At 72.4% G+C, this 21,229-nt stretch carries 17 protein-coding genes; 8 read left to right on the forward strand and 9 right to left on the reverse strand.

Annotated elements, in window-relative coordinates:
• The first annotated feature begins 15 nt into the window (after positions 1-15).
• From ACFYX3_RS32175 to ACFYX3_RS32200, 6 genes are all read left to right on the forward strand, one after another.
• Complete coding sequence (locus ACFYX3_RS32175) at positions 16-2,817, forward strand: AAA family ATPase (RefSeq protein ID WP_389020903.1); 2,802 nt, start codon at positions 16-18, stop codon at positions 2,815-2,817.
• Between the two features lie 136 nt (positions 2,818-2,953).
• Complete coding sequence (locus ACFYX3_RS32180; protein ID WP_389020906.1) at positions 2,954-4,201, forward strand: PucR family transcriptional regulator; 1,248 nt, start codon at positions 2,954-2,956, stop codon at positions 4,199-4,201.
• 149 nt (positions 4,202-4,350) lie between these two features.
• Positions 4,351-5,202: an alpha/beta fold hydrolase gene (locus tag ACFYX3_RS32185; RefSeq protein WP_389020909.1), complete on the forward strand. Its 852-nt coding sequence runs from the start codon at positions 4,351-4,353 to the stop codon at positions 5,200-5,202.
• Positions 5,203-5,243: 41 nt separating this feature from the next.
• Complete coding sequence (locus ACFYX3_RS32190) at positions 5,244-6,152, forward strand: helix-turn-helix domain-containing protein (RefSeq protein WP_389020913.1); 909 nt, start codon at positions 5,244-5,246, stop codon at positions 6,150-6,152.
• Between the two features lie 44 nt (positions 6,153-6,196).
• Entirely contained in the window at positions 6,197-6,910 is a 714-nt protein-coding gene (locus ACFYX3_RS32195; protein ID WP_389020917.1) for an alpha/beta fold hydrolase, read from the forward strand.
• A 90-nt stretch (positions 6,911-7,000) separates the two neighbouring features.
• On the forward strand, positions 7,001-9,256 hold the full coding sequence (locus ACFYX3_RS32200; RefSeq protein WP_389020921.1) for a helix-turn-helix domain-containing protein: 2,256 nt from the start codon (positions 7,001-7,003) through the stop codon (positions 9,254-9,256).
• Between the two features lie 11 nt (positions 9,257-9,267).
• Here ACFYX3_RS32200 and ACFYX3_RS32205 read toward each other — a convergent pair whose 3' ends face one another.
• From ACFYX3_RS32205 to ACFYX3_RS32225, 5 genes are all read right to left on the reverse strand, one after another.
• The gene (locus ACFYX3_RS32205) at positions 9,268-10,200 is read right to left on the reverse strand and encodes an alpha/beta hydrolase (RefSeq protein WP_389020924.1); all 933 of its coding nucleotides are present in this window, start codon (positions 10,198-10,200) and stop codon (positions 9,268-9,270) included.
• Between the two features lie 196 nt (positions 10,201-10,396).
• The gene (locus ACFYX3_RS32210) at positions 10,397-11,461 is read right to left on the reverse strand and encodes a helix-turn-helix domain-containing protein (RefSeq protein ID WP_389020928.1); all 1,065 of its coding nucleotides are present in this window, start codon (positions 11,459-11,461) and stop codon (positions 10,397-10,399) included.
• 256 nt (positions 11,462-11,717) lie between these two features.
• Complete coding sequence (locus ACFYX3_RS32215) at positions 11,718-12,227, reverse strand: molybdopterin-dependent oxidoreductase (RefSeq protein WP_389020932.1); 510 nt, start codon at positions 12,225-12,227, stop codon at positions 11,718-11,720.
• A 130-nt stretch (positions 12,228-12,357) separates the two neighbouring features.
• Positions 12,358-15,060, reverse strand: coding sequence for a molybdopterin-dependent oxidoreductase (locus ACFYX3_RS32220; protein ID WP_389020935.1), 2,703 nt, complete (start codon positions 15,058-15,060; stop codon positions 12,358-12,360).
• Entirely contained in the window at positions 15,057-15,899 is an 843-nt protein-coding gene (locus ACFYX3_RS32225; RefSeq protein ID WP_389020939.1) for an FAD binding domain-containing protein, read from the reverse strand. The genes ACFYX3_RS32220 and ACFYX3_RS32225 overlap by 4 nt, the downstream gene beginning before the upstream one ends.
• A gap of 226 nt (positions 15,900-16,125) precedes the next feature.
• Between ACFYX3_RS32225 and ACFYX3_RS32230 the strand changes: the two genes are divergently transcribed.
• Entirely contained in the window at positions 16,126-17,652 is a 1,527-nt protein-coding gene (locus ACFYX3_RS32230) for a PucR family transcriptional regulator (RefSeq protein ID WP_389020943.1), read from the forward strand.
• Between the two features lie 21 nt (positions 17,653-17,673).
• Here the strand turns inward: ACFYX3_RS32230 and ACFYX3_RS32235 are convergent, their stop codons facing one another.
• The 3 genes from ACFYX3_RS32235 to ACFYX3_RS32245 form a co-directional block, all read right to left on the reverse strand.
• Complete coding sequence (locus ACFYX3_RS32235) at positions 17,674-18,072, reverse strand: molybdopterin-binding protein (protein WP_389020946.1); 399 nt, start codon at positions 18,070-18,072, stop codon at positions 17,674-17,676.
• A gap of 207 nt (positions 18,073-18,279) precedes the next feature.
• Positions 18,280-18,501: a ferredoxin gene (locus tag ACFYX3_RS32240; RefSeq protein ID WP_389020949.1), complete on the reverse strand. Its 222-nt coding sequence runs from the start codon at positions 18,499-18,501 to the stop codon at positions 18,280-18,282.
• Entirely contained in the window at positions 18,498-19,691 is a 1,194-nt protein-coding gene (locus ACFYX3_RS32245) for a cytochrome P450 (protein WP_389020952.1), read from the reverse strand. The genes ACFYX3_RS32240 and ACFYX3_RS32245 overlap by 4 nt, the downstream gene beginning before the upstream one ends.
• A 182-nt stretch (positions 19,692-19,873) precedes the next feature.
• Between ACFYX3_RS32245 and ACFYX3_RS32250 the strand changes: the two genes are divergently transcribed.
• Positions 19,874-20,548 (forward strand): helix-turn-helix domain-containing protein, encoded by a 675-nt coding sequence (locus ACFYX3_RS32250; protein ID WP_389020955.1) that lies wholly within the window; start codon positions 19,874-19,876, stop codon positions 20,546-20,548.
• Positions 20,549-20,615: 67 nt separating this feature from the next.
• Here ACFYX3_RS32250 and ACFYX3_RS32255 read toward each other — a convergent pair whose 3' ends face one another.
• The gene (locus tag ACFYX3_RS32255; RefSeq protein ID WP_389020958.1) at positions 20,616-21,089 is read right to left on the reverse strand and encodes a hypothetical protein; all 474 of its coding nucleotides are present in this window, start codon (positions 21,087-21,089) and stop codon (positions 20,616-20,618) included.
• Positions 21,090-21,229: the final 140 nt, after the last annotated feature.

A 21,229-nucleotide genomic window follows, 5' to 3' on the forward strand; every position in this document is an offset into this window, starting at 1 on the left:
ATACTGTTCCGCCGTATGAGCGTGAACCGAGTGACGACAAGGACCGCGCCCGAGGAGACCGACGGCGTACGGACACCCCTCCGGGGCAGGGACGCCGAACTGGCGTTCATCGAGGAGCGGCTCGACGCGCTCGGCCGGGGCGAAGGCGGGATCGTCCGCGTGGAGGGCCCCGCCGGCATCGGCAGGTCCAGGATCCTCGCCGAGGCCGCGGCGGCCGCGAGGCGGCGCGGGACGCGGGTGTTCGAGGGGGCCGCGGACCCCGACGAACAGTTCGTACCGCTCGGCCCGCTCCTCGAAGGCGTACTCTCCGGCGAGGAACCGCTGTCGGGCGCCCGACGCCTCCGGGACCTCGCCGCCACACCCGGCCAGCGGTTCTGGCTGCTTCAGGAGCTGGGGGACCGTCTGCGGGAGGCGGCTCGGAACGGACCCCTGCTCGTCGTCCTCGACGACCTCCAGTGGTGCGACGACCTGACCCTTCTCACCTTCCACACCCTCGCGGCGGGACTCTCGTCGCACCCGATCCTGTGGCTGGTCGCCGTGCGCGCCGGCAGCGTGCCGTCCGGGGTGCGCACCACCCTGGACAGGATCCGTCAGGCGGGCGCACGCGAGCTGGTCCTCGGAACGCTGGAAGACCGGGCGGTCGCACGGATCACCGAGGACGTCCTGGGCGCCCCTCCCGACCCCGACGTCCTCCGTCTCGCCCACCGCGCCGAGGGCGTCCCCCAGCTGCTGGTCGAGCTGCTCGGCTCGCTGCGCGAGGAGGCGGTGACGATCGAGAACGGCACGGCCGGGCTGTCGGCAGGACCCCCCGCCCCACGGGAACTCCCCTCTGTCGTGCGCCGCCTCGACCAGCTGTCCGACGAGGCGCGGGAGCTGGTGCAGACGGCGGCCGCCGTGGGCGGCACGGTCACCGTCGCGCTGCTCGCCGAACTGCTCGGCAGGTCCTCGGCGGCACTCATCACAGCCGTGCGGGAATCCCTCGACGCCGATCTGCTCGCCGAGAGCGGCGATCGCCTCGCCTTCCGCCACGACCTGATCCGCGAGGCGGTGGAAGCCGGCCTCCCCCTGCCCCTGCGTCAGGCCCTGAGCCGTCAGGCCGCCGGGCTGCCGCCGGGGAGAGCACCGGCTGACGCCGCGGAGGCCGACCGGCTGCGCACCGAAGCGGCGGAACTCGCGGCCACCGCTCCCGGGCGCGCCGCGGAGCTCAGCCTCAGGGCCCTGGAACTCACCACGGCGGACGCTCCGGAGCGTCCTCGGGTCGTCGCCGAGACGATCCCCCTGCTCTGGCAGACGGGCCGGGCCGCCCGGGCGCGTGAACTGGGAGCCACCGCCCTGGCGGCCGGTGGTCTCGGACCCGAGGACGAGGCGCTCATACGCCTGGCCCTGGCACGCCTCGCCGTACAGTTCGACTTCTCCGAGGCGGTCCGGCAGGCCCGCGCCGGGGCGGCACTGCCCGGGATCTCCCCGACCGCGAGGGGACGGCTGCTCGCCATGCTCGCCGTCGGCCTGTCGATGTCGGGCGAACACGCGGCGGCCGAGCAGGTCGCCGCACGGGCGTGGGACACCGCGGCGGCAGCGGGGGACCGCACCGCCGAGGCCACGCTGACGACGGTCCGCTCGGCCGTGAGCTTCCACCGCATGGACCTGGCCGAGGCGTTCCGGCAGGCCGAGCGGTCCGCCGCGCTGGCCGACGCCCTGGGCGTCAGCACCTCGCTGTGGGTGCCGGAGGCCCTGTGGTACGCCCTCCTGGCGAACACCACCGGACGCACCGCGGAGGCGCTCGCCGTCGCGGAGGAGGGCATCCGGATCACCGGGGAGCAGGGCCGGACGGCCGCCACCCGCATGTGGCTCATGACCCGCACCCGCATCCTCCTGGAGACCGGACGGCTGGCGGACGCCCGGGCCGACGCGGAAGCCGCGTCCCCGGCGACCGACGATCCCGGCCCGGGCAACCTCGCCGACGTCACGCTCCGGTACGTGATGCTGCGCGTCGCCCTCCACACCGGCGACCGGCGGACCGCGGAGGCGTACGCGGCGGAGGCGAGGCGCATGCGGAGCGACGACGCACCCGTCGTCCGGCACTTCGGCACCTGGATGCTGGCGCTGATGGCCGACCACGAAGGCCGGCCCGACCGCGCCATGGCCGAACTCGACGCCGTGATGACGTCGCCCGCCGCGGACCGGCCCGCCTACGCCGGCCTGATCGACCCGGCCGACGCCCCGGTGCTCGTCCGCATGGCGCTGCGCGCGGGCAGGCACGAACGGGCCGCGCAGGCGGTCGCCATGGCCGAGAAGCGAGCCGTGCTCAATCCCGACCTCCCGTTCCTCGCCGCCACCGCCGCGCACGCCCGGGGCCTCCTCGACAACGACCTCGCCCCTCTCGTACGCGCCGTCCGGCTGTACGAGGACTGCCCTCGGGTACTGGCCCGGGCGTCGGCACTGGAGGACGCCGGACGCAAGCTGGCGGCCACCCGCAAGCCGGAAGCGGTCCCGTACTTCGAGACGGCCCTCGCGCTCTATGCGCGAGCCGGCGCAGGAAGGGACGTCGCACGGGTGCGCCGGCGCCTGCGGGCCGCCGGTGTCCGCCGCCGGCCCTCGACGACCGGACTCTCCGATGCGTGGCCCGAGTTGACGGCCGCGGAGCTGCGGGTGGTACGGCTCGTGGCCCGAGGGCTGACCAACCAGCAGGCGGCCGAGCACCTCTCCCTCTCGCCGCACACGGTGAGCTCGCACCTGCGCCGGGCCTTCACCAAGCTGGACGTCACCTCGCGCGCCGAGCTGACCCGGCTGGTCAGGCATCGCGACGACGGAGAGTAGTCGCTTCGTATCACACGCGGGCATCGTGGCAATGGACGATTCATGCGATGTGCCGACGTCGGCGTTTCCTCAGACTGATCAAGAACCGCGGAATGCAGAAAACCGCGGGGGCAGTTGATCGAGAGAGGAACAGCGCATGACCGCAAGGCTCCAGCGAGCCCGCCCCGGCAGCCCCGAGCTCCAGGCACTCGTCGACGAGCTCGCCGAGCGGCTCGGCCGGTCCGTCGCCGTCGACGACCCGCTGGTCCGCATGGTCTGCACGAGCCGCCACTTCGGCGACGAGGACCCGGTGCGCATCGGCACCCTGCTGCAGGGACGCGCCGACAACGCGGCCATCCGCCACGTCCTCGCCCAGGGCGTGACCCGGTGGTCGAGGCCCGGGTTCATCGACGGCCGTGACGATCTCGGACTGCTGCCCCGCTACATCGTGCCGCTGCGCGAGCGCGGACATCTCCTCGGGCTGCTCGTGGTGGTCGTGCCCGAGAAGACGCTGGGGGAGGAGGAGACCGCCGCCATCGCCCGGGCGGCGGACGCCATGTCGGCCCAGATGTACGGAGAGCACGTCGCCGCCGACACCCGGAAGACCGACGAACGGGACCTGGCCCTCGCACTCGTCGGCGCCGACGTCGCCGCGCGCACCACCGCGCGCCGTCACGGCAAGGAACTCGGGCTCCTCGGGGCGGCGGAGCACGTCCTGGTCACCGTCGTCCAGCTGAGCTGCGGGACGGAGCTCGTCCGGCAGTCCGAGGCAGCCCTGTGGGCGGCGCTGGAAGGGCTCCGGCAGACGCGCTCCGCCCAGGGCCTCATCGCGATCGGCAAGGAGCGGGCCGTGCTGCTCCAGCTCCGCGACCGGCCGCCCGGCCCGGACGAGATCGCCGCCCAGTCCGCTCGCATCCTCGACGAACTCCGCACCTTCCTGGACCCGTCGGCGGCCCCCGTGATCGGCGTCGGCGGCCGGCACCCCCACCTGGACGACGCCTGGACGTCGTACGAGCAGGCGCTCGTGGCGGCCCGCGCGGCACGCCGACTGCCCACCCTGAAGGGCATCGGCGACTGGGAGCTGCTCGGGGAACTCGCCGTGCTGCTCCAGCTCCCCGAGCACGCGCTGAACGCCTCGCTGGTCCCGAAGCCGCTCCGCACCCTGAGCGAGGCTCATGGCGGAGACCGCCTGCGGGACACCCTGCGCTGCTTCCTCGAACACGCGGGATCGATTCCCAGGACCGCGGACACGCTGGGAATCCACCGCACCTCGCTCTACTACCGCCTGCGCCAGATCCAGGAGTCGACCGGACTCGACCTCGACGACGGCGCCCACCGGCTCACCCTGCACCTCGGCCTCAGGATCGAGGAACTCCTCGCTCCGGGCGCCGACGGGGCCCCGTGACCCCGGATTCGCCCCGGACCCGCTTCGACAGAGCGAGGAGGATCCACGGCCCGATTCCTACAGCGCGCGGTGGTGCGGGCGGCGGGCCCGATTCGATGATGTTCGGGATGGGCGGGGCGGATGTACCGCCTCTGACCAGGGAAGAGGTCATGAAAGAACTGATCACGACGGACGGTGCGCGGCTCGCGTACCAGGACACCGGCGGCGAGGGGGTCCCGCTGGTGATGCTCCACGGCTGGGGCCAGACGCAGGCGATGTTCCGCCACCAGGTCGAGGGTCTCGCGCCCGGCCGTCGCGTCGTCACCGTCGACCTCCGCGGCCACGGGAAGTCCGGCACACCGCGTCACGGCCACCGCATCGCCCGGCTCTCCCGCGACGTGCTCGAACTCGTCGACCATCTCGGTCTCGACCGTTTCGACGCCCTGGGCTGGTCCATGGGCGTCTCGGTGTGGTGGAGCTTCATCGACCAGTACGGGACCGGACGGATCCGGCGCTTCGTCGCCGTCGACCAGCCCGCGGCGGTCGCCGCCGTGCCGTGGATGACCGAGCGGGAACAGCGGGACTCCGGCGCCATCTTCGACGTGTCGGGCCTGCTGTACCTGGGCGCGGCCCTCGCGGGTCCCGAGGGCGACGCGGTCCTCGCCGACTTCGTGCGCGGCATGTTCTCCGGCGAGCCCGACCCCGAGGTACTGGCCTTCGTGGTCGAGGAGATCAGGTCGACACCGGCCCGCGCGGGCGTACCGCTGCTGTTCGACCACTGCGCGCAGGACTGGCGCGACGTGCTTCCCCGGATCGATGTGCCGACCCTGGTGATCGGCTGTGAGGGAAGCCATGTGCACCCCGACTCGCAGCGCTTCGTCGCCGAGCGGATTCCCGGCGCGCGCCTGCACGTCTTCGCCTCCGACGTGGCGAGCTCGCACTTCCCCTTCCTGGAGAACCCGCCGGCCTTCAACGCCGTGGTGGAGGGGTTCCTGGCCGAGGAGCCGGCGAGAGGGGCGTGAACCCGCGCTCCGCCCGCACGAACCCACGGCTAGGAATCACCATGACCCTCACACTGATGTCCCGTGCGCCCGAACGGGTGCCCCGGCAGGCGACCGTTCCGACCTCGCCCTCCTCCCGCTCGGGGCGGCTGGTCCAGATGCTCTCCGAGATGCCGGACACGAACGACCGGAACCACGTCTACCTCGGCGTCCACGTCCGTGGGCCCGTCACCGTCGTCCACGAGCGTGCCACGACCCTGCTGGAGCCGAACGACCTGGTCTTCTGCGACCCGGCACGACGGCACCTGCTGCGCTTCGGCGAGGACTGCCAGATGATCTTCTTCCGGGTGCCCCGCTGCTATCTGGGCGTCACGGAGTCGGCGCTGGACCAGGTGCTCGGCGTGCCCGTACGCGGCGGGGAGGGCATCGGGGCGCTGGCGTCCGACTTCCTGGCGGCGCTCGCCGCCAAGGCGGAGTTCCGCCGGTCCACGATCGGGGACCGGCGCGCCCGGACGGCCGTACACCTCCTCTCCCTCCTGGTCATGGAGCTCCTCGAAGCGGACACGACGGACACGGCCGACGACCCCTCCGGGGCCGGCAACGAGACGCTGTCCCGTATCCACGCCCACATCGAGGAACACCTGATGGACCCGGACCTCTCACCGGAGTCGATCGCACGCGCCCACCACATCTCCGTCCGGTACCTGCAGAAGCTGTTCCAGAACGACGGCAGCACGGTGAGCCAGTGGGTGCGGCAGCGCAGGCTCGAGTCCTGCCGGTTCGAGCTGGGCCGCTCCACCCGGAGGATCACGATGGCCGCGATGGCACATCGCTGGGGCTTCAGCAGCCCCTCGCACTTCAGCCGCACGTTCCGCGGCGCCTACGGCATGAGCCCGAGCGCATGGCAGGCGCTGGCGACCTCGGCCTTCGCGCCGACGACCGACGACACCCAGGACGAGCGAAGGCGCTGAGACGCGTGCGCGCCGTCGTGCCCGACACCGAGAAGAGAACTCGCATGCCCAACCCCACCGTCGTCCTCGTGCACGGTGCCTTCGCCGATGCGACCGGCTGGATAGGCGTCATCGCGGAACTGCGGAGCAGCGGTATCCCGGTGATCGCCCCGCCGAACCCGCTCCGGGGCCTGGCGTCGGACGCCGCCTACCTCGCCTCCGTCCTGACGCAGGTCGAGGGTCCGGCCGTGCTCGTCGGCCACGCGTACGGTGGAGCGCTGATCACCGTGGCCGGCGCCGCGGAGAACGTCGTGGGGCTCGTCTACGTGGCCGCCTACGCGCCCGATGAGGGCGAGAGTCTCGGCGGGCTCCAGGGGAGCTTCCCCGATCCTCCGGCGGCGGGCAGCCTGAAGGAGTGGACCTACCCGCTCCACGACGGCGCCCATGCGGTCGAGGTCACCATCGAGGAGACCGCGTTTCCCTCCGTCTTCGCGGCGGACGTGCCCGAGGACGTCGCCGGCGTCCTGGCGGCGGCCCAACGCCCGCTCGCCGCAGCCGCGTTCACCGAGACCGTGACCGTGGCGGCATGGCGGACGAAACCGTCCTGGGCCCTGGTGGCCGGGGCCGACCGCACGATCGGCCCCGAGGTCCAGCGCTTCGGCGCCGCACGCGCCGGAGCGGTCGTCGTCGAACTCCCGGACGCCTCACACGCCGTCGCCCTCTCCGAGCCCACAAGGGTCGCCGACCTGATCAGGGCCGCGCTCCGAGCGACGAGCTGACCGACCGACCGGCCGGGCCGCCTCGGCCTGCGGTTCTGCCCGAATTGACGCACCTTACTCGTTCCCCGGGGTAGGGAGGAAAGAGGAGTCGTGTACGGGAAGAAGTCCTTCGGCACCGTTCTGCGCGGTCTGCGGCAGCGAGGCCGTCTGACGATGGAGGAGCTGGCCGAGGCGTCGGGCGTGAGTGTCCGGGCCATCGGCGACATGGAGCGGGGCCGCAGTCTGGTTCCGCAGCGGCGCACGGTGGTGGCCCTCGCGGAGGGGCTCGGACTCACGGACGACGAGCGGGAGGCGCTGCTGACCACGGCGCGGGCGGCCCGTCCGACGCCCGCAGGCGAGATGGCGGGAACGGTCGTGCCGCCGCGACTGGTGGGGGACTTCACGGGGCGCGAACCGGAGCTGGCCCTTCTGCGGGAGGCCGCGGAACGCGCCCCGGCCGACGGTGAGGCGTCGGTGTGGGTCGTGTCGGGTCCTCCGGGGTGCGGGAAGACGACGCTGGCGCTGAAGGCGGCGGCGGATCTGGCGGAGAGGTTCCCGGACGGCTGTTTCGTGGTGGACCTGCACGGGGTGGACGGTCCCGTGGACACCGGCGAGGCGCTGCTGAAGCTGCTGAAGGCCCTCGGCGTGTCGGACCGCCGGCTGGCGCAGGAGGACCAGGAGGGCCGCGCGGGGCTGCTGCGGGCGCTGTTGGGCGACCGCCGGTGCCTGGTGGTGTTGGACAACGCCCGCGACGAGGGGCAGGTGCGTGCGCTGCTGCCGGGAGACGGGCGGAGCCTGGTGCTGGTCACCAGTCGGCGGCCCCTGACCGGTCTTGAGGACGTCGACCGCCTCCCGCTGTCGGAGATGGCCCAGGAGGAGGCGGTCGCTCTGCTGCGCCGGATCCTGGGTGCGGAGCGGGCGGACGCGGAAGCCGAGGCCGTGGCGCGGGTGGCGGAGCTGTGCGGGCGACTGCCGCTGGCCCTGCGGGTGGCGGCGAACTGGCTGACGGTCCGTTCCGGATGGACCGTCGACCACCTGGTCCGGCGCCTGGCCGACGAAGAACGCCGCCTGGGCGCCCTCGCCGCCGGCGACGTGCGCGTGGAGGCGGCGTTCGAACTGTCCTACCGTCAGCTGACCGGCCAGGCCGCGCGCATGCTGCGGCTGCTGAGTCTGGTTCCGGGGCCGGACATGACCGCTGCCTACGGTGCCGCTCTGACCGCCACCGACGTCTTCGAGGCCGAGGACGTGATGGAGGAGCTCGTCGAGGCCGGCCTGCTGCAGGCCACCTTCACCGGCCGATACCAGCTGCACGACCTGCTGCGGCTGTTCGCCCGCGCCCGGCTGTCCCGCGAGGGGGAACCCGGCGAGCGGGAAGCGGCCGACGACCGGCTGCGCACCTGGCTCCTCGAGACGGCTGTGGTCGCCGGCCGCTGGTACAAGCCCGAGTACGGTTCGCCGCCGTCCTCCTGGCGGGGCCTGGTCCCGCTGGACAGTGCCGAGGAGGCCCGTGCCTGGCTCCAGAGCGAGGCCCCCTCCTGGCTCGCCGCGCTGCGCGGCGCCGCCCGGCGGGGTGAGCACACCCGGGTCGTGGAGACCGCCCACGCCATGGAATGGTTCGTCAACCTGTGGGTCCACTGGGGGCACTGGCCCGAGGTCTTCCGCCTGGCCGGCGAGGCCGCCACCGCACTGGACGACCCGTACATGCAGGCCTTCCACCTCAACATGTACTCCTGGTCCCTCTCCTGCGAATCCCGGTACGGAGAGGCGGTCGAACGGGCCCGCGAAGGGAGGGAGTGCGCCCGCCGCGCCCGGAACACCGCCCAGCAGGCCTCGGCGCTGGCGCTGGCGGCGTGGGCCCTGTCGGAGCTCGGCGAGGTCCGGAAGGCGGCCGACACGTCGCTCTCCGCCATAGGCCTCTACGAGGAGACCGACGACCGCGCGGGCTGGCTGGGCGCCATGTTCACCCACGGAACCTCCCTGCGCCTGCTCGGCCGTGCCGAGGAGGCCCTGGTCCAGCACCAGCGCATCATCACCTTCCTGGACGCGCCCGACTGTCCGGTGGGCGGGCACCTCGCCGACATGTACCGTGCCAACACGACCGGCGCGCTCGGTCGCGGCCATGCCGTCCTGCGGCGATGGCGCGAGGCCGCCGACCACCTGCGCGATGCCGTGGCGCAGTCCCACCGCATCGGCATTCCCCACATCGAGGGCAGCACCCTCCTGTATCTGGGAGAGGCCCTGATCGAACTGGGAGAAGCCGACGAGGCCCGCTCCTGTCTCCGTCAGGTCGTCGCCTTCGGCGACGCGGTCGACGGCAAGGACCTGAAGGCCGCGCAGAAGCTCCTGGACACGCTCCCCGCGGAATGAACGCGGAGGGCTCAGCCGCTGTGCCGGTGCAGGGCGACGTGCACGGTGTCGAGGGCCTGGACGAGGGCGGCTCGGGCGGAGTCCGTGTCGCGGAGCGGATCGAGCACCATGAAGCCGTGGACCGTCCCGTGGTAGCGCACGGACACCACCGGTACGCCGGCCGCCCGCAGCTTTGCCGCGTAGGCCTCGCCCTCGTCGCGCACCACGTCGGCCTCGCTGGTGACCACCAGGGCCGGCGGGAGACCGGCGAGCTGTTCCAGGGATGCCCTCAGCGGCGATGCGGTGACCTGGTTCCGCTGCCGTACGTCGGGCAGGTACTGGTCCCAGAACCAGCGCATGGTCGCCCCGTCGAGGAAGTAGCCGGTGGCGAACTCCCGGTACGAGGGGGTGTCGAAGCCGGCGTCGGTGACCGGGCAGAGCAGCACCTGTTGGAGCAGCCGCACCCCTCCGCGCTCCTTGGCGAGCAGGGTCAGTGCCGCCACCAGGTTGCCGCCCGTCGAGTCACCCACGGCGGCCATCCGGCTTCCGTCCAGGTCGATCTCGCCGCCTCGCTCGCAGATCCACTTCGCGACGGCGTAGCACTGCTCGACGGCGACCGGATACCGCGCCTCGGGGGCGCGCTCGTACTCGACGAAGACCACGGCCGCGTCCGTGCCGAGGGCGAACGCGCGCACCAGGCGTTCATGGGTGCCGGCGTCGCCCAGAACCCAGCCGAGACCGTGCAGGAACAGCACGACGGGGATCTCGCCGACGCTGTCGGCCGGCCTGACGACCCGCACCCGTACGTGACCGGTCGGCCCGCCCGGCAGGGCGAACCACTCCGTGCAGACGGCCTCCTCGTCGCGAGGGTCGGGGCCGTCCGTGCCCTGGAGACGCGCGAGGTCCAGACGGGCCTGTTCCAGGTCCTGGTCGTGCGCCGACGGCGGGCAGGCGTGCTGGGACACGAAGGCCCGAGTCGGGTGGTCCAGGACTGGTAGAGGGGACGAAGGGACGAAGCCGGTCACACACGGTCTCCTGCCGAGAGGGGCTGAAGCGAAAGGGCGGTGCGGCGCGCAGTCCCTGCTCGGGCGGCGGAACGCCGTGCGGCGACTGCCGGGCCGGGCACTGCCGCCGCGGGCACGGGGCGGCCGGAGCAGGACCTTACCTGCCGGACGGCGGGAGGCCGGCCCCGAGGCGGTCGGCACCGTGGCCACCGGCGGCAGTCCCGGGGACGGTCCCGGGCGCCGAGGTGACCGCCGGGGCTCTCCCGAGGTCTTCCCGGGCGGTCCGCAGGTTGCGCCATTCACGGGGGGAGACGCCGTAGGCGGCGCGGAAGGACCGACTGAAATGGGCCGGGCTGACGAAGCCCCACCTCTGGGCCACGGCGGACACGGTGGAGGCCGTCCTGCCGCGGCGGGCCAGTTCGCGGCCGCACTCCTCCAGGCGCCGCTGCCGGATGAGCTGGCCGACCGTGGTCCCCTCGCCTTCGAACAGCCGATGCAGGTACCGGACGGAGATCCGCTGCGCCCGGGCGATGCGCTCCGGCGACAGATCCGGGTCGCCCAGGTTCCGGTTGATGTGGTCACGGATGCGCAGCACCAGATGGCTCGGTGCGTCCGCGTCCGTGCCGCCCGGGTGGGCCCGCTCCGCGATCAGGGTGGCGAACAGCTCGACGACGTTGCCGGCCAGCCGGTCCGCGACGGTCGGCGGGTAGCCGGCGGCAGGGGAGGAGGCCAGGGTGGCCAGGAACGGGAGCAGCATCGCGCCGAAACCGTCTCCGGTGCCGATGGCGTTGCCCGTGACCTGCCGGATGTCGCTGTCCGACACGCCCAGTGCGCGGCGCGGAAGCTGGAAGACGTGCGCGGTGAACCGCTGCGGATAGTCGAAGGAGTACGGCCGGGTCGTGTCGTACACCACCAGGTCACCCTCACCCACCTCGGCCCGCCTGCCGTCCTGGACGAAGGTGGCCGTGCCGGACATCTGGACGCCGACCGCCACCAGCGCCTCGGACGACCTGGCGATGAGTTCCGGCGTGCGGCTGACCCGCTCAGCATCGGCCTCCACGGTGGAGACCTGGAGGTACCCGAGGCGGTCGGTGGCGATCCGGCCGTCGAACGGCCCTTCGCTCCGAGGGGCGACCTCCATCGGCACCAGCGTCCTGCTCACCGCATCGTTCCAGTACGCGACCTTGTCCTGGTCCGGCACGGAGGCGGTCGTCAACACCACGCTCAATTTCTCTCCGCTCAGGGAAATGACTCCGGGGCTGCCACGGGCGGGAACAGGACGCTGCACCTCCCCGGAGCACGGCGGCCGGGAACGGCTCGTCGTACAGGCAGCGACCACGCCGGCGCGCAACCGGACCGCCTCGGCGAGGCCCGGGTTCCCGCCCGCACCGAACAGCCAAGCAGCGAGCCGTTTCCGTCTCCAGGCAGAACCACGGGCAGGGAAATCGGCAGAACGCGACGCGGGCTGCCCGGCGGTCTCACCCCTCCGACGAAGGGGTTCCGGGGAGTCGGTGGGCGCCGATCCAGATCCCGGTGACGGCGCTGACGTAGCGGGCGCCGCAGCGGTCGGACGGGACGACGAGCTGGGTGCCGGCCGCGTCGAGGTCCTCGTCGTCCATGCGGGTCGCGAGCAGGACGGGGGCGTTGCCGAAGTCGGCGTCGATCTCCGCCCACGACAGGACCGCGTGGTGCCCGTCCCCGCCGCTCACGGACAGCAGGAAGCGGGAGCGTTCCTTACGGCGGGCGGGGTCGAAGCCAGGTCGTGCCACGGCCATGACGTCACGCAGCAGCGGTCCGACGAAGGTGTGGCGTCGCGGTCCCGCCGTCGCGCAGTCGAAGACCACCTCGGCCCGGTGCTGCTCCCATCCTTCGCGGAGATCGGCGACGGTGAGAGCGGCCGGATCGGCCACATCCCCCCACAGGGTGAAGGATCCGGGTGCGGGCGCGGTCCCGGGCGTCGTGTGCGGTGCGGTGCTCGGTCGGCTCATCGTCAGTCCCCTCGGGCGGCGGTGCGGCGGCTGCGCGCAGTGATACCCGACCGCCGGAGCGGGGAATCGCGTCTGCCAGTCGAATGCGTCCTGTCACCCGGTATTTGTGAGCTTGATACGAGTCGATGGCTCATACTCTCCCGGTCTGTCGACCGATGTCCCGCGCCTTCCGGTCGAGGGTGAGCCAGACCCGGTCGCGGGTCACCGGCAGCTCGGTGAAGCGGATGCCCGTGGCGTCGCGCAGCGCGTTGGCGAACGCGGGGGCGACCGGGTTGAAGGGGCTCTCGCTCATCGACTTGGCGCCGAGCGGGCCGATCGCGTCGGACGTCTCGGTGAAGTGGACCTCGGTGCGCGGGACATCGGCGTACTGGGGGAGCCGGTAGCGGCGGAAGGCGGCGGTGGTGACCTCGCCGCGTTCGTCGATGCGGACGTTCTCGAAGAGGGTCGCGCCGAGGGCCTGTGCGACGCCGCCCTCGACCTGGCCACGGCACTGCATGGGGTTCACGACCTTGCCGGCGTCCGCGGCGTGGACGCTGCGGAGGATGCGGATCTCGCCGGTCGCGGGGTCGACGGCGATACGGAACCACTGGGCGTTGAAGGCCACCGAGCGCGGCGAGCCGCCCCAGTGGCCGTCGGCTGCCAGTTCCTCCGGCGCGCCGAGGGCGTGTCCCGCCTCGTGCAGCTCCTTCAGCGTCACCGTGCGGCCGGCGCAGTCGACGGCCTCGGCGCCGAGCACGCACAGGTGTCGGGCGACACCGGTGTGGCGGGCGGCGAGGGTGCGCAGGCGCTCGGCGAGGGAGGCGGCGGCGAGGAGGACGGCCTTGCCGGCGACGACCGTGCCGGCGGAGCCGAAGGCGCCGGTGTCGTGACGGACGACGTCGGTGTCGGACTGGCGGACGGTGAGGCGGTCCTCTGTGGTGTTCAGAGCCCCGGCGGTGATCTGCTTGTGGACGGTGGTGGTGCCGTTGCCGAACTCGGCGGTGCCGACGGCGATGTCGTACGTGCCGTCCTCCAGCAGGGAGACGCGGGCGTCGGCGTAGTGGCCGCCGGGTGGTCCGGTCGCGATCATCGCCATGCCGGTGCCCTGCCCGACCAGCCAGCCCTCGGGCGCGTCCTCGGCGCTGCGGTCCTCGGCGATGGCCTTGCGGACGACGGAGAGGCACTGGTCGAGTCCGTACGAGGCGATGTGGAGGTCCTCCTCCTCGCCGATCGGGCTGTGCATGGACTCGCCCGGGCCGATGATGTTCTTCTCGCGGAAGACGAGGGGGTCCATGCCGAGCCGGCGGGCGAGTTCGTCCATCACGGATTCGACGGCGAAGGACTCGCCGACGCTGTGGAACATCACCGCCGGTCCGTGATTGCCATACGCGCCGGTGTCGGACACCACCCGCATCCGTACGGCGGTCAGCGTCCCGTCCTTGCGTGCCCCGGCCTTGATGCCGATGGTGAACGGGTGCCGGGTGGTCGCCCCGTAGAACTGCTCCGCACGCGTGTACTCCAGCTTCACCGGGCGGCGCAGCTTCAGCGCGGCGAGGGTGGCGATGTCCTCGGTGAGCATCTCCTGCTTTCCGCCGAACCCTCCGCCGACCCGGCCGGCGACCACCCGGACCTCGTCCTCCGGCAGGCCGTACAGCGCGCACAGCGCCCGACGGGTCAGGAACGGCGTCTGGGTGGAGGAGCGGACGGTCAGCCGTTCCCCCGTACCGGCCCCCGAGTCGTCCTTTGGCTCGAAGTACGCGACGCAGCCGTGGGTCTCCAGGCTCGCGTGCTGCACGCGCTGGGTGCGGAAGGTCTCCTCGTACACGACGTCCGCCTCGGCGAAGCCCTGTTCGACGTCGCCGATCTCGCCGTGGACCTCGCCCGCCACGTTGTTCTCCACCCGGGCGATGCGCACCTCGGGGCCCTTCCCGGCGTGGATGACGGGCGCGCCGGGGCGCATCGCCTCCTCCGGGTCGGTGACGTACGGGAGTTCCTCGTACGTGACCTCGATGCGGCGGCAGCCCTCCTCGGCGGCCTGCTCGCTGTCGGCGACCACGGCCGCGACCCGCTGGCCCACGTACCGGACGACGTCGTCCAGGACCCGGGTGTCGTCGGGGTCCTCGGTCGGATGCTCGTGGCGGGCGCTGGAGTACAGGGTGTCGGGGGCGTCCTCGTGGGTGAGTACGGCGACCACGCCCGGCACGCGCAGGGCGGCGGCGGTGTCGATCGCGACGATCCGGGCGTGCGGGTGCGGCGAGCGCAGCAGCTTCATGTGCAGCAGACCGGGCACCTCGACGTCGAAGGTGTACCGGGCGGTGCCGGTGACGACCTGCGGGCCGGCCGGCGCGCCGACGTTCCGCCCCACCGTCTTCCCCGCACAGGGCCGTTCGGTGTGCTTCACTCCCCGCACCGCGTCCTCGACCGCCCGGTAGCCCGTGCAGCGGCAGATGTTGCCCTTGAACGCACGCGGGAGGTCGTCGAGTTTCCCGTCGTCCTGCGCCGAGCCCCGCTCGGCCTCCAGCGCGGCCGTCGTCATGAGGAAACCGGCCGTGCAGAAGCCGCACTGGTACCCCTGGGCGTCGAGGAACCTCTGCTGTACGGGGTGCAGTTCGCCGTCCCGGGAGGCCAGCCCCTCCACCGTGGTGACGGAGCGGCCCTCGGCCCGTACGGCCGGGTACAGGCAGCTGTGCACGGGCTCCCCGTCGACGTGCACCGTGCACGCCCCGCAGTCCCCGGCGTCGCAGCCCTTCTTCACCCCGAACCAGCCACGCTCCCGCAGGTAGGTGCGCAGGCACTGGCCGGCGCGCGGCTCGGTGTCGAACGGACGGCCGTTGACCTGGATGCCGAAACTCATCGGGCGCCTTCCCGGGTGCCGTCGGGGACGGTCAGTTCACGGCGGACTTCCTCGGCGAGGCGCAGGCCCATGTGCCGCCGCCACTCCGGCAGTCCGTGGATGTCGTCGAACCATTCGTCGGGGCGGACCGCCCCGTCGATCGCCCGGCGCAGTCGCTCGCGGTCCGGCGGCAGCGGGAACCAGAACCGGAACGGTCGCACGGTGGCCGCGCTGACCGTCACCGCAAGCGAGCCGTCCGCCGGGTCGAGCGTCCCGATGACCAGCGCGCCGGAGCGGCCGAGCCCGTACAACGAGGCCTGCCGGAACGCCGTACGGCACTCCAGTGCCCGGGCGGGCAGCGTCACCGAGCGCAGCAGCTCGCCCTCCGCGAGGTCCTTGCGCCCGGCGCCGGTGACGAAGTCGACGACCTTCACCTCGCGCAGCGACCCGTCCTGCGCCTGGAGCAGACACGTGCCGTCGAGCGCGGCGGTGAGCGAGATCATCGGGCCGGCGGGCAGGCCGTTGCACAGGTTCCCGCCGACGGTCGCCATGTTCCAGATCTTGAACGAGGCGAGGAAGGCCCGGCAGCACTGCTCGAAGAGCGGCGCCGCGGGCGCTTCGAGGAACCGTCGCCCGTAGCGGGACAGCTGGGCGATGGTGCACGTCGCCGCGATCTCCAGCGAACCGCCCTCGTGCCGGACGAGCGGTTCCCAGCCCATCCGGCTCAGATCGACCAGCCGGCGCAGATGCGGCTGAGGCTCGGAGAAGAGGTACGTGCCGCCGCCGAGCCATGCGTCGCCCGGCCGCCACGGCTCGCGCCGGCGCGCGTCCCTCACATCCGCGATCGTGTGGAGATCCATACCCGTCCATGCCTTCCGACCGATGTCTTCAGGCCAGTGAAGCCGGGGGAGAGCGGCGGAACGACTGGACGGGAAGCTGGAAAACCTCCACCGCGCAGGATCATGTCCTGGAGGATCAACCAAGAGCTGTTTTGCGCTTTCGACCGGGCATCTACGATGGCTTCTCTCGCATTCGCCTCGTGAATGTGAGGGCGGGCCCGTCCCGCGACCGCGCTAGGAGCCTCTCATGCACGTCGGCCATCTCCTCCGTCTCGACCGTCTGGGCCTCTCCCTCGTGTGGGGTGACGAGGCGCTGCTCGGCCAGGAGATCGGCGGCGTGACGGCGACGGATCTGGGGGATCCGGCGCGGTTTCTGCAGCCGGGGGAGATCGTCCTCAGCGGACTCGTGTGGTGGAGCCGGGACGGCGATCCGGGCAAGACCGAGCGCTTCGTCTCCGCTCTGCGCGAGGCGGGAGCGGTGGCGCTCCTCGCGGGGGAGGAGACCCACGGGGAGGTGCCGCGGGAGCTGGCCGAGGCGTGCCGCGCGCATCGCGTCGCCCTGATCGCGGTACCGGCGCACACGACCTTCCGGGCGATCACCGAAGCGGTCTACCTCCGGCAGTGGAGCGAGCTCAGCCGACGGCCCACGGACCACTTCGCGTTGCCGGAGAACGTCCGCCTGGACCTCGATCGTGCCCTGGAGAACGGCGAGACGGCGGGTGAGCTGCTGGCCCGGGCGTTCGCTCATCTCGGCACACCGGCCTGCCACTTGCTGACGAGCAGCGGCCGTACGGTCGCCAGGACGAGTGCCGCACGGGCGGAACTGCCCGCCGGGCGGGCCGCGGAACTCGTACGCGGCGGGCACGGTACGACGATACGGGTCGAAGCCGACGGCGGTACCGCCTACGACACCTGGCACCTGCACCTGCCCGAGGCGGGCCGGGTGCCCCCGCGGGTCCTCCAGGAGATAGCCGAGCTCCTCGGCCGTCGCCGGCGCCGGGAGGACCGGAAGCGGGCGGCGACCGGCGCGGCTCTCGCGGAACTCGTGGACGCCGTGGCTGCCCTGCGCTTCGACGCCCACCGCGTCCGGAGCGCACTGGCGTCCTGTGGCCTCGGCGGCAGGGACGCGTACACCGTGGTCGTCGCGGCCTCGGAGGCATCCGGGGAGTCCGGAGCCCTCGCCGCACTCACGGAGGCGCTGCGTCACGTCCCCTCCGTGGCGTTCGCAGTCGCCGGCGGCCTCGGTGGTGAGGCGATGGCGGTGGTCGCACACGCCGGGGACGCGGCCTCGGGAGTGCGGGCTCGGCTGGATGACGTATGGCCGCTGATCCACGCCTGCAGCCCGGACGACACCCTGCACGCGGGTGTGAGCGGGCCTGCCGCCGGCCCCGAGGGGCTGAACACCGCGCTGACCCAGGCCCGTTACGCCCTGGAGGCCGTACGTGCGGGGGCGCCGTCGCGCGTCGCCGGACTCGGGGACCTCGACGGGCTGGGCAAGCTGATGGCCGGCATCCCCGTCGACGTGCGGAACGTCTACCGGGAGACGGTCCTGGGACCGCTCCTCGGCGCCGGCCGAGGGTCGGGCACGATGCTCCTGGAGACCTTGGAGGTCTTCCTGGCGCACGACTGCTCGTGGGCGAGGACGGCAGAGGCCCTCCACGTCCACGTCAACACGGTCCACTACCGCATCGAACGCATCGAGGCCCTCACCGGCCGGGACCTGTCACGGCTCGACCACAAGGTGGACCTGCGCGCGGCACTGCTCTGCCACTGACGGTCCGCGCGCCGGACGCGGTCAGGGCAGGTCGATGTGCACGCTCGTGGACTTCACCCGGGCGGTCACCGTGACCCCGACGTCGAGGCCCAACTCCTCCACGGCCTCCCGCGTCACCAGCGAGACCAGCCGGTGCGGGCCCGACTGGACCTCCACCTGCGCGGCGACGTCGTCCACCCGTACCCCCGTGACGATCCCCACGAAGGAGTTCCGGACGGAGGTGGGCACGTCGTCCTCCGGAACGGCATGGAGCCCGGCGCCCCGCTCCTGCGCGAAGCGGGCCAGAGCCGTCCCCTCGATCACCCGCTTGCCGGTCCCGTCCCGCTCCATGGCGAGCTTGCCACCGTCCGCCCACCGGCGAACGGTCTCCGAACTCACTCCGAGCAGCTGCGCGGCCTGCCCAATGCTGTACGACGGCACAAGCGCACTCTAGGCCACGCCCCGAACCGTGCGGCGCGCAGGCGGCCAGGCCTTGCAGGCGGTGGCTCACCCTCTCTGCGAGCTCGCGCCCGGGTCCTGGTGCGCCGGGAGACCCTGGAAGACCTCCGGGTGCGGGACATCGGCCTGTGGACGGCCCACGGCCCACGGCCCGCGGCCCGCGGCCCCGGATGTGGTTGCCGCCGGAGGCTAGGAACCGCCGGACTCCGGCTCGTGGAAGGTGATCGCCCCGGAGGGGCAGACGCCGACGGCCATCCGTGCGGCCGCGCGGTGGGCGGCGGGCGGTTCGGTGTGCAGGAGGAGTACGAGGCCGTCGTCCGGGTCCTGGTCGAAGACGTCGGGGGCGGTCATCGCGCACATCCCGGCGCCGATGCAGCGCTCGCGGTTCGCGCTCAGGCGCGGCGCGCTCACTTCGAGTCCCAGGTGACCGGGAGGCTCTTCACGCCGAAGATGTCCGCGGTCTCCGGGCGCAGGCGGACCTCCGCCGCCGGTACGGCCAGGCGCAGCGTGGGGAAGCGGTCGACCAACGCGCGGAACGCGACCCGCATCTCGACGCGGGCCAGCTGCTGGCCGAGGCACTGGTGGATGCCGTGGCTGAAGGCCAGGTGGCCGGCGGCCTGCCTGCCGAGGTCCAGCGTGTGCGGGTCCGCGAAGCGGTCGGGGTCGCGGTTGGCGGTGCTGTACGAGAGGACGACCGTCGTGCCGGCCTTGATGGTGTGGCCGTCCAGCTCGACGTCCTCGAGGGCCGTCCTGTGGAAGGTCTTCGCGACGCTCAGATACCGCAGCAGTTCCTCCACGGCCCCGTCGGTGAGCGAGGGATCGGCGCGCAGTGCGGCCAGTTGGTCCGGGTTCTGCAGAAGGGCGAAGGTGCCGAGGGACAGCATGTTCGCGGTGGTGTCGAATCCGGCCGCCAGGAGGATGAGGCTGATTCCCCGCAGCTCCTCGTCGGTCAGGTCGCTGTCGGTCAGTTCGCTGAGGACGTCGTCGGTGGGGTGGGCGCGCTTGGCGGCCACCAGCTGCGCGAGGTACTCCTGCGTCGCCGTGTACGCCGCGATCAGCTCCTCGTCGCCGACCTCCCCGCCCATGAACGTGTCGATCTGCTCCTGGAAGGACGCCCGGTCCGCGTAGGGCACGCCCAGGATCTCGCAGATCACGATGGTGGGGATGGGCTTGGCGAAGGCGGTCACCAGGTCCGTGGGCGGCCCGGTCTCCTCCATGACGTCCAGGCAGTCGGCGGTGATCTGCTCGATCCGCTCGGTGAGCATCCGCATCCGCCGCACGGTGAACTTGCCGACCAGGGGCTTCCGGTAGCGGCTGTGCTCCGGCTCGTCCATGAGGAGGAACTCGCCGGGCGGCGCCGGAGGGAGCTGGAAGTCGACGACGTTCATGAGGTCCTTGCGCGAGCTGAACCTCGGGTCGGCCAGGACCGATCGCACCATGTCGTACCCGGTGATCAACCAGCCTGGTTTTCCACCCGGGTGCGTGAAGCCGCTGAGGGGGCCGTGCCGGCGGGCGTCGATCAGCTCGGCCGGCGGGTCGAAGGGGCAGCCGGTCCGACGCTCCGTCGGCAGTGCCGTGACGGTGTGGAGGGAGTCGCTCATGGTCCGTCCTCTTCTCGCGATATGACGTGTTTGAAGCTGCTTGAAAGCTACGTTGCATTCACAGTGACGTCAATCGAATGAGTGCGTTCTTGCAGGTGGGCCAGGAGGAATTGATGCAATGACGCTGAAGCCGAATGCAACGGCACGTTGCAATGAATGGCGGCGAAGGCAATACTCGCGACATGCCAGGAGGACGACTGACCCAGCAGGACCGCGAACGCATCGCGGTCGGACTCGCCGCCGGTCTCTCCTACGCCGAGATCGCGAGGCGGGTCGACCGGTCGACCTCGACGATCAGCCGGGAGGTCGGGCGCAACGGCGGCCCCGGCGGCTACCGGCCTCAGGAGGCCCATCATGCGACGGTCCAGCGGGCGCGGCGCGGCACGCCGGCACCCCCACGGGCGGTCGAACGGCCGGTCGGCGCGGTGGAGTCGGAGATCGTCGAGCTGGCCGTCGGGTCGGGGATGCCGAGGATGACGGCGCGCGTGCACGTCGACCTGCTGCTGTCCGAGGACGGCAGACGTACGGCGGCCGAGCTGACCCGCAGGCTGAAGGTCAGCCCGGCCTCCGTCTCCGTGGCCGTGAACTCCCTCGTCCAGCACGGATACGTCCGGCGCGAGCGCGATCCGCAGCGCCGGCGCGACGTCTACGTCGTCGACGACGAGGCCTGGTACCACTCGATCGCGGTCAGCGCCCGGCAGACCCTCGCATCGGCACGGTCCGCGAGGGCGGCGGCCGAGACGCTCGGACCCGACTCTTCCGTGGCGCAACGGCTGGCCAGGGCCGGGACGTTCCTGGAGCGGGTCGTCGAGGACATGCAGCAGTCGGCCGACCGCTGGCGCTCCCTTCTGACCTGACGCGTCCGCGAGCACCCGTCCTCACCCCAGAGCCGCACCCCGGACAGCTCCCCCGTACCGCGCGGATTCAACGAGCCGTGCCGGGCGGCCGGTCCGATGCTCCGTTCACGGGGCTGGTCGGAACCGTGTGCGAGCTCGCGGCCGCCGCCGCGGCGTGGTGTGCGGCCGTCGGCGGCCCCGAAGGGCGGAAGCGGCCGGCCAGGAGGGCCAGGACGACGCCGAACGCGCAGAAGGGGGCGAGGCCGATGGCCGCGCGCGAGAACCCGGCGGCGAGGGCGTCCGCCGTCGCGGTGCCACTCGCGTGGTGGCGAGTGCAGACCGAGCCTAAGAGGGCCGCGGTGACGGCGGTGAGGACCGCCGAGCCGACGTAACGGCCCATGTTCGAGATGCCGGAGGCGGCTCCGACCTGCTCCTTCGTGACGCACGCGGTGGCGACGGAGGAGGGGCCGTTCGCGAGACCGAGGCCGACGGCGCGGGCACGACGAGCGGCACGACGAACGTCGTGTACTCCCAGGACGCGTCGACGAAGGCCGAGACGCACGTCGCCGTCAGCACCCCGGATTCGACACATGATCATACGGACGTCGGCGCCGTAGAACCGCAGCCGGGACCTATGCGGTCGCCCCTCCGTTCGGCGGACGACGTTCACCCACACGGCGGTGCGACGGGCATGCCACCGCC

The sequence above is a fragment of the Streptomyces sp. NPDC002463 genome (assembly GCF_042889835.1).
Lineage (GTDB): Bacteria > Actinomycetota > Actinomycetes > Streptomycetales > Streptomycetaceae > Streptomyces > Streptomyces nymphaeiformis.

What these genes read in the sequence shown, in the direction of transcription:
- ACFYX3_RS32175 (WP_389020903.1), top strand. Translation starts at nt 16, where the DNA reads ATGAGCGTGAACCGAGTGACGACAAGGACCGCGCCCGAGGAGACCGAC.
- ACFYX3_RS32185 (WP_389020909.1), top strand. Translation starts at nt 4,351, where the DNA reads ATGAAAGAACTGATCACGACGGACGGTGCGCGGCTCGCGTACCAGGAC.
- ACFYX3_RS32245 (WP_389020952.1), bottom strand. Translation starts at nt 19,691, where the DNA reads ATGAGCGACTCCCTCCACACCGTCACGGCACTGCCGACGGAGCGTCGG.
- ACFYX3_RS32220 (WP_389020935.1), bottom strand. Translation starts at nt 15,060, where the DNA reads ATGAGTTTCGGCATCCAGGTCAACGGCCGTCCGTTCGACACCGAGCCG.
- ACFYX3_RS32230 (WP_389020943.1), top strand. Translation starts at nt 16,126, where the DNA reads ATGCACGTCGGCCATCTCCTCCGTCTCGACCGTCTGGGCCTCTCCCTC.
- ACFYX3_RS32215 (WP_389020932.1), bottom strand. Translation starts at nt 12,227, where the DNA reads ATGAGCCGACCGAGCACCGCACCGCACACGACGCCCGGGACCGCGCCC.
- ACFYX3_RS32225 (WP_389020939.1), bottom strand. Translation starts at nt 15,899, where the DNA reads ATGGATCTCCACACGATCGCGGATGTGAGGGACGCGCGCCGGCGCGAG.
- ACFYX3_RS32250 (WP_389020955.1), top strand. Translation starts at nt 19,874, where the DNA reads ATGCCAGGAGGACGACTGACCCAGCAGGACCGCGAACGCATCGCGGTC.
- ACFYX3_RS32195 (WP_389020917.1), top strand. Translation starts at nt 6,197, where the DNA reads ATGCCCAACCCCACCGTCGTCCTCGTGCACGGTGCCTTCGCCGATGCG.
- ACFYX3_RS32180 (WP_389020906.1), top strand. Translation starts at nt 2,954, where the DNA reads ATGACCGCAAGGCTCCAGCGAGCCCGCCCCGGCAGCCCCGAGCTCCAG.
- ACFYX3_RS32190 (WP_389020913.1), top strand. Translation starts at nt 5,244, where the DNA reads ATGACCCTCACACTGATGTCCCGTGCGCCCGAACGGGTGCCCCGGCAG.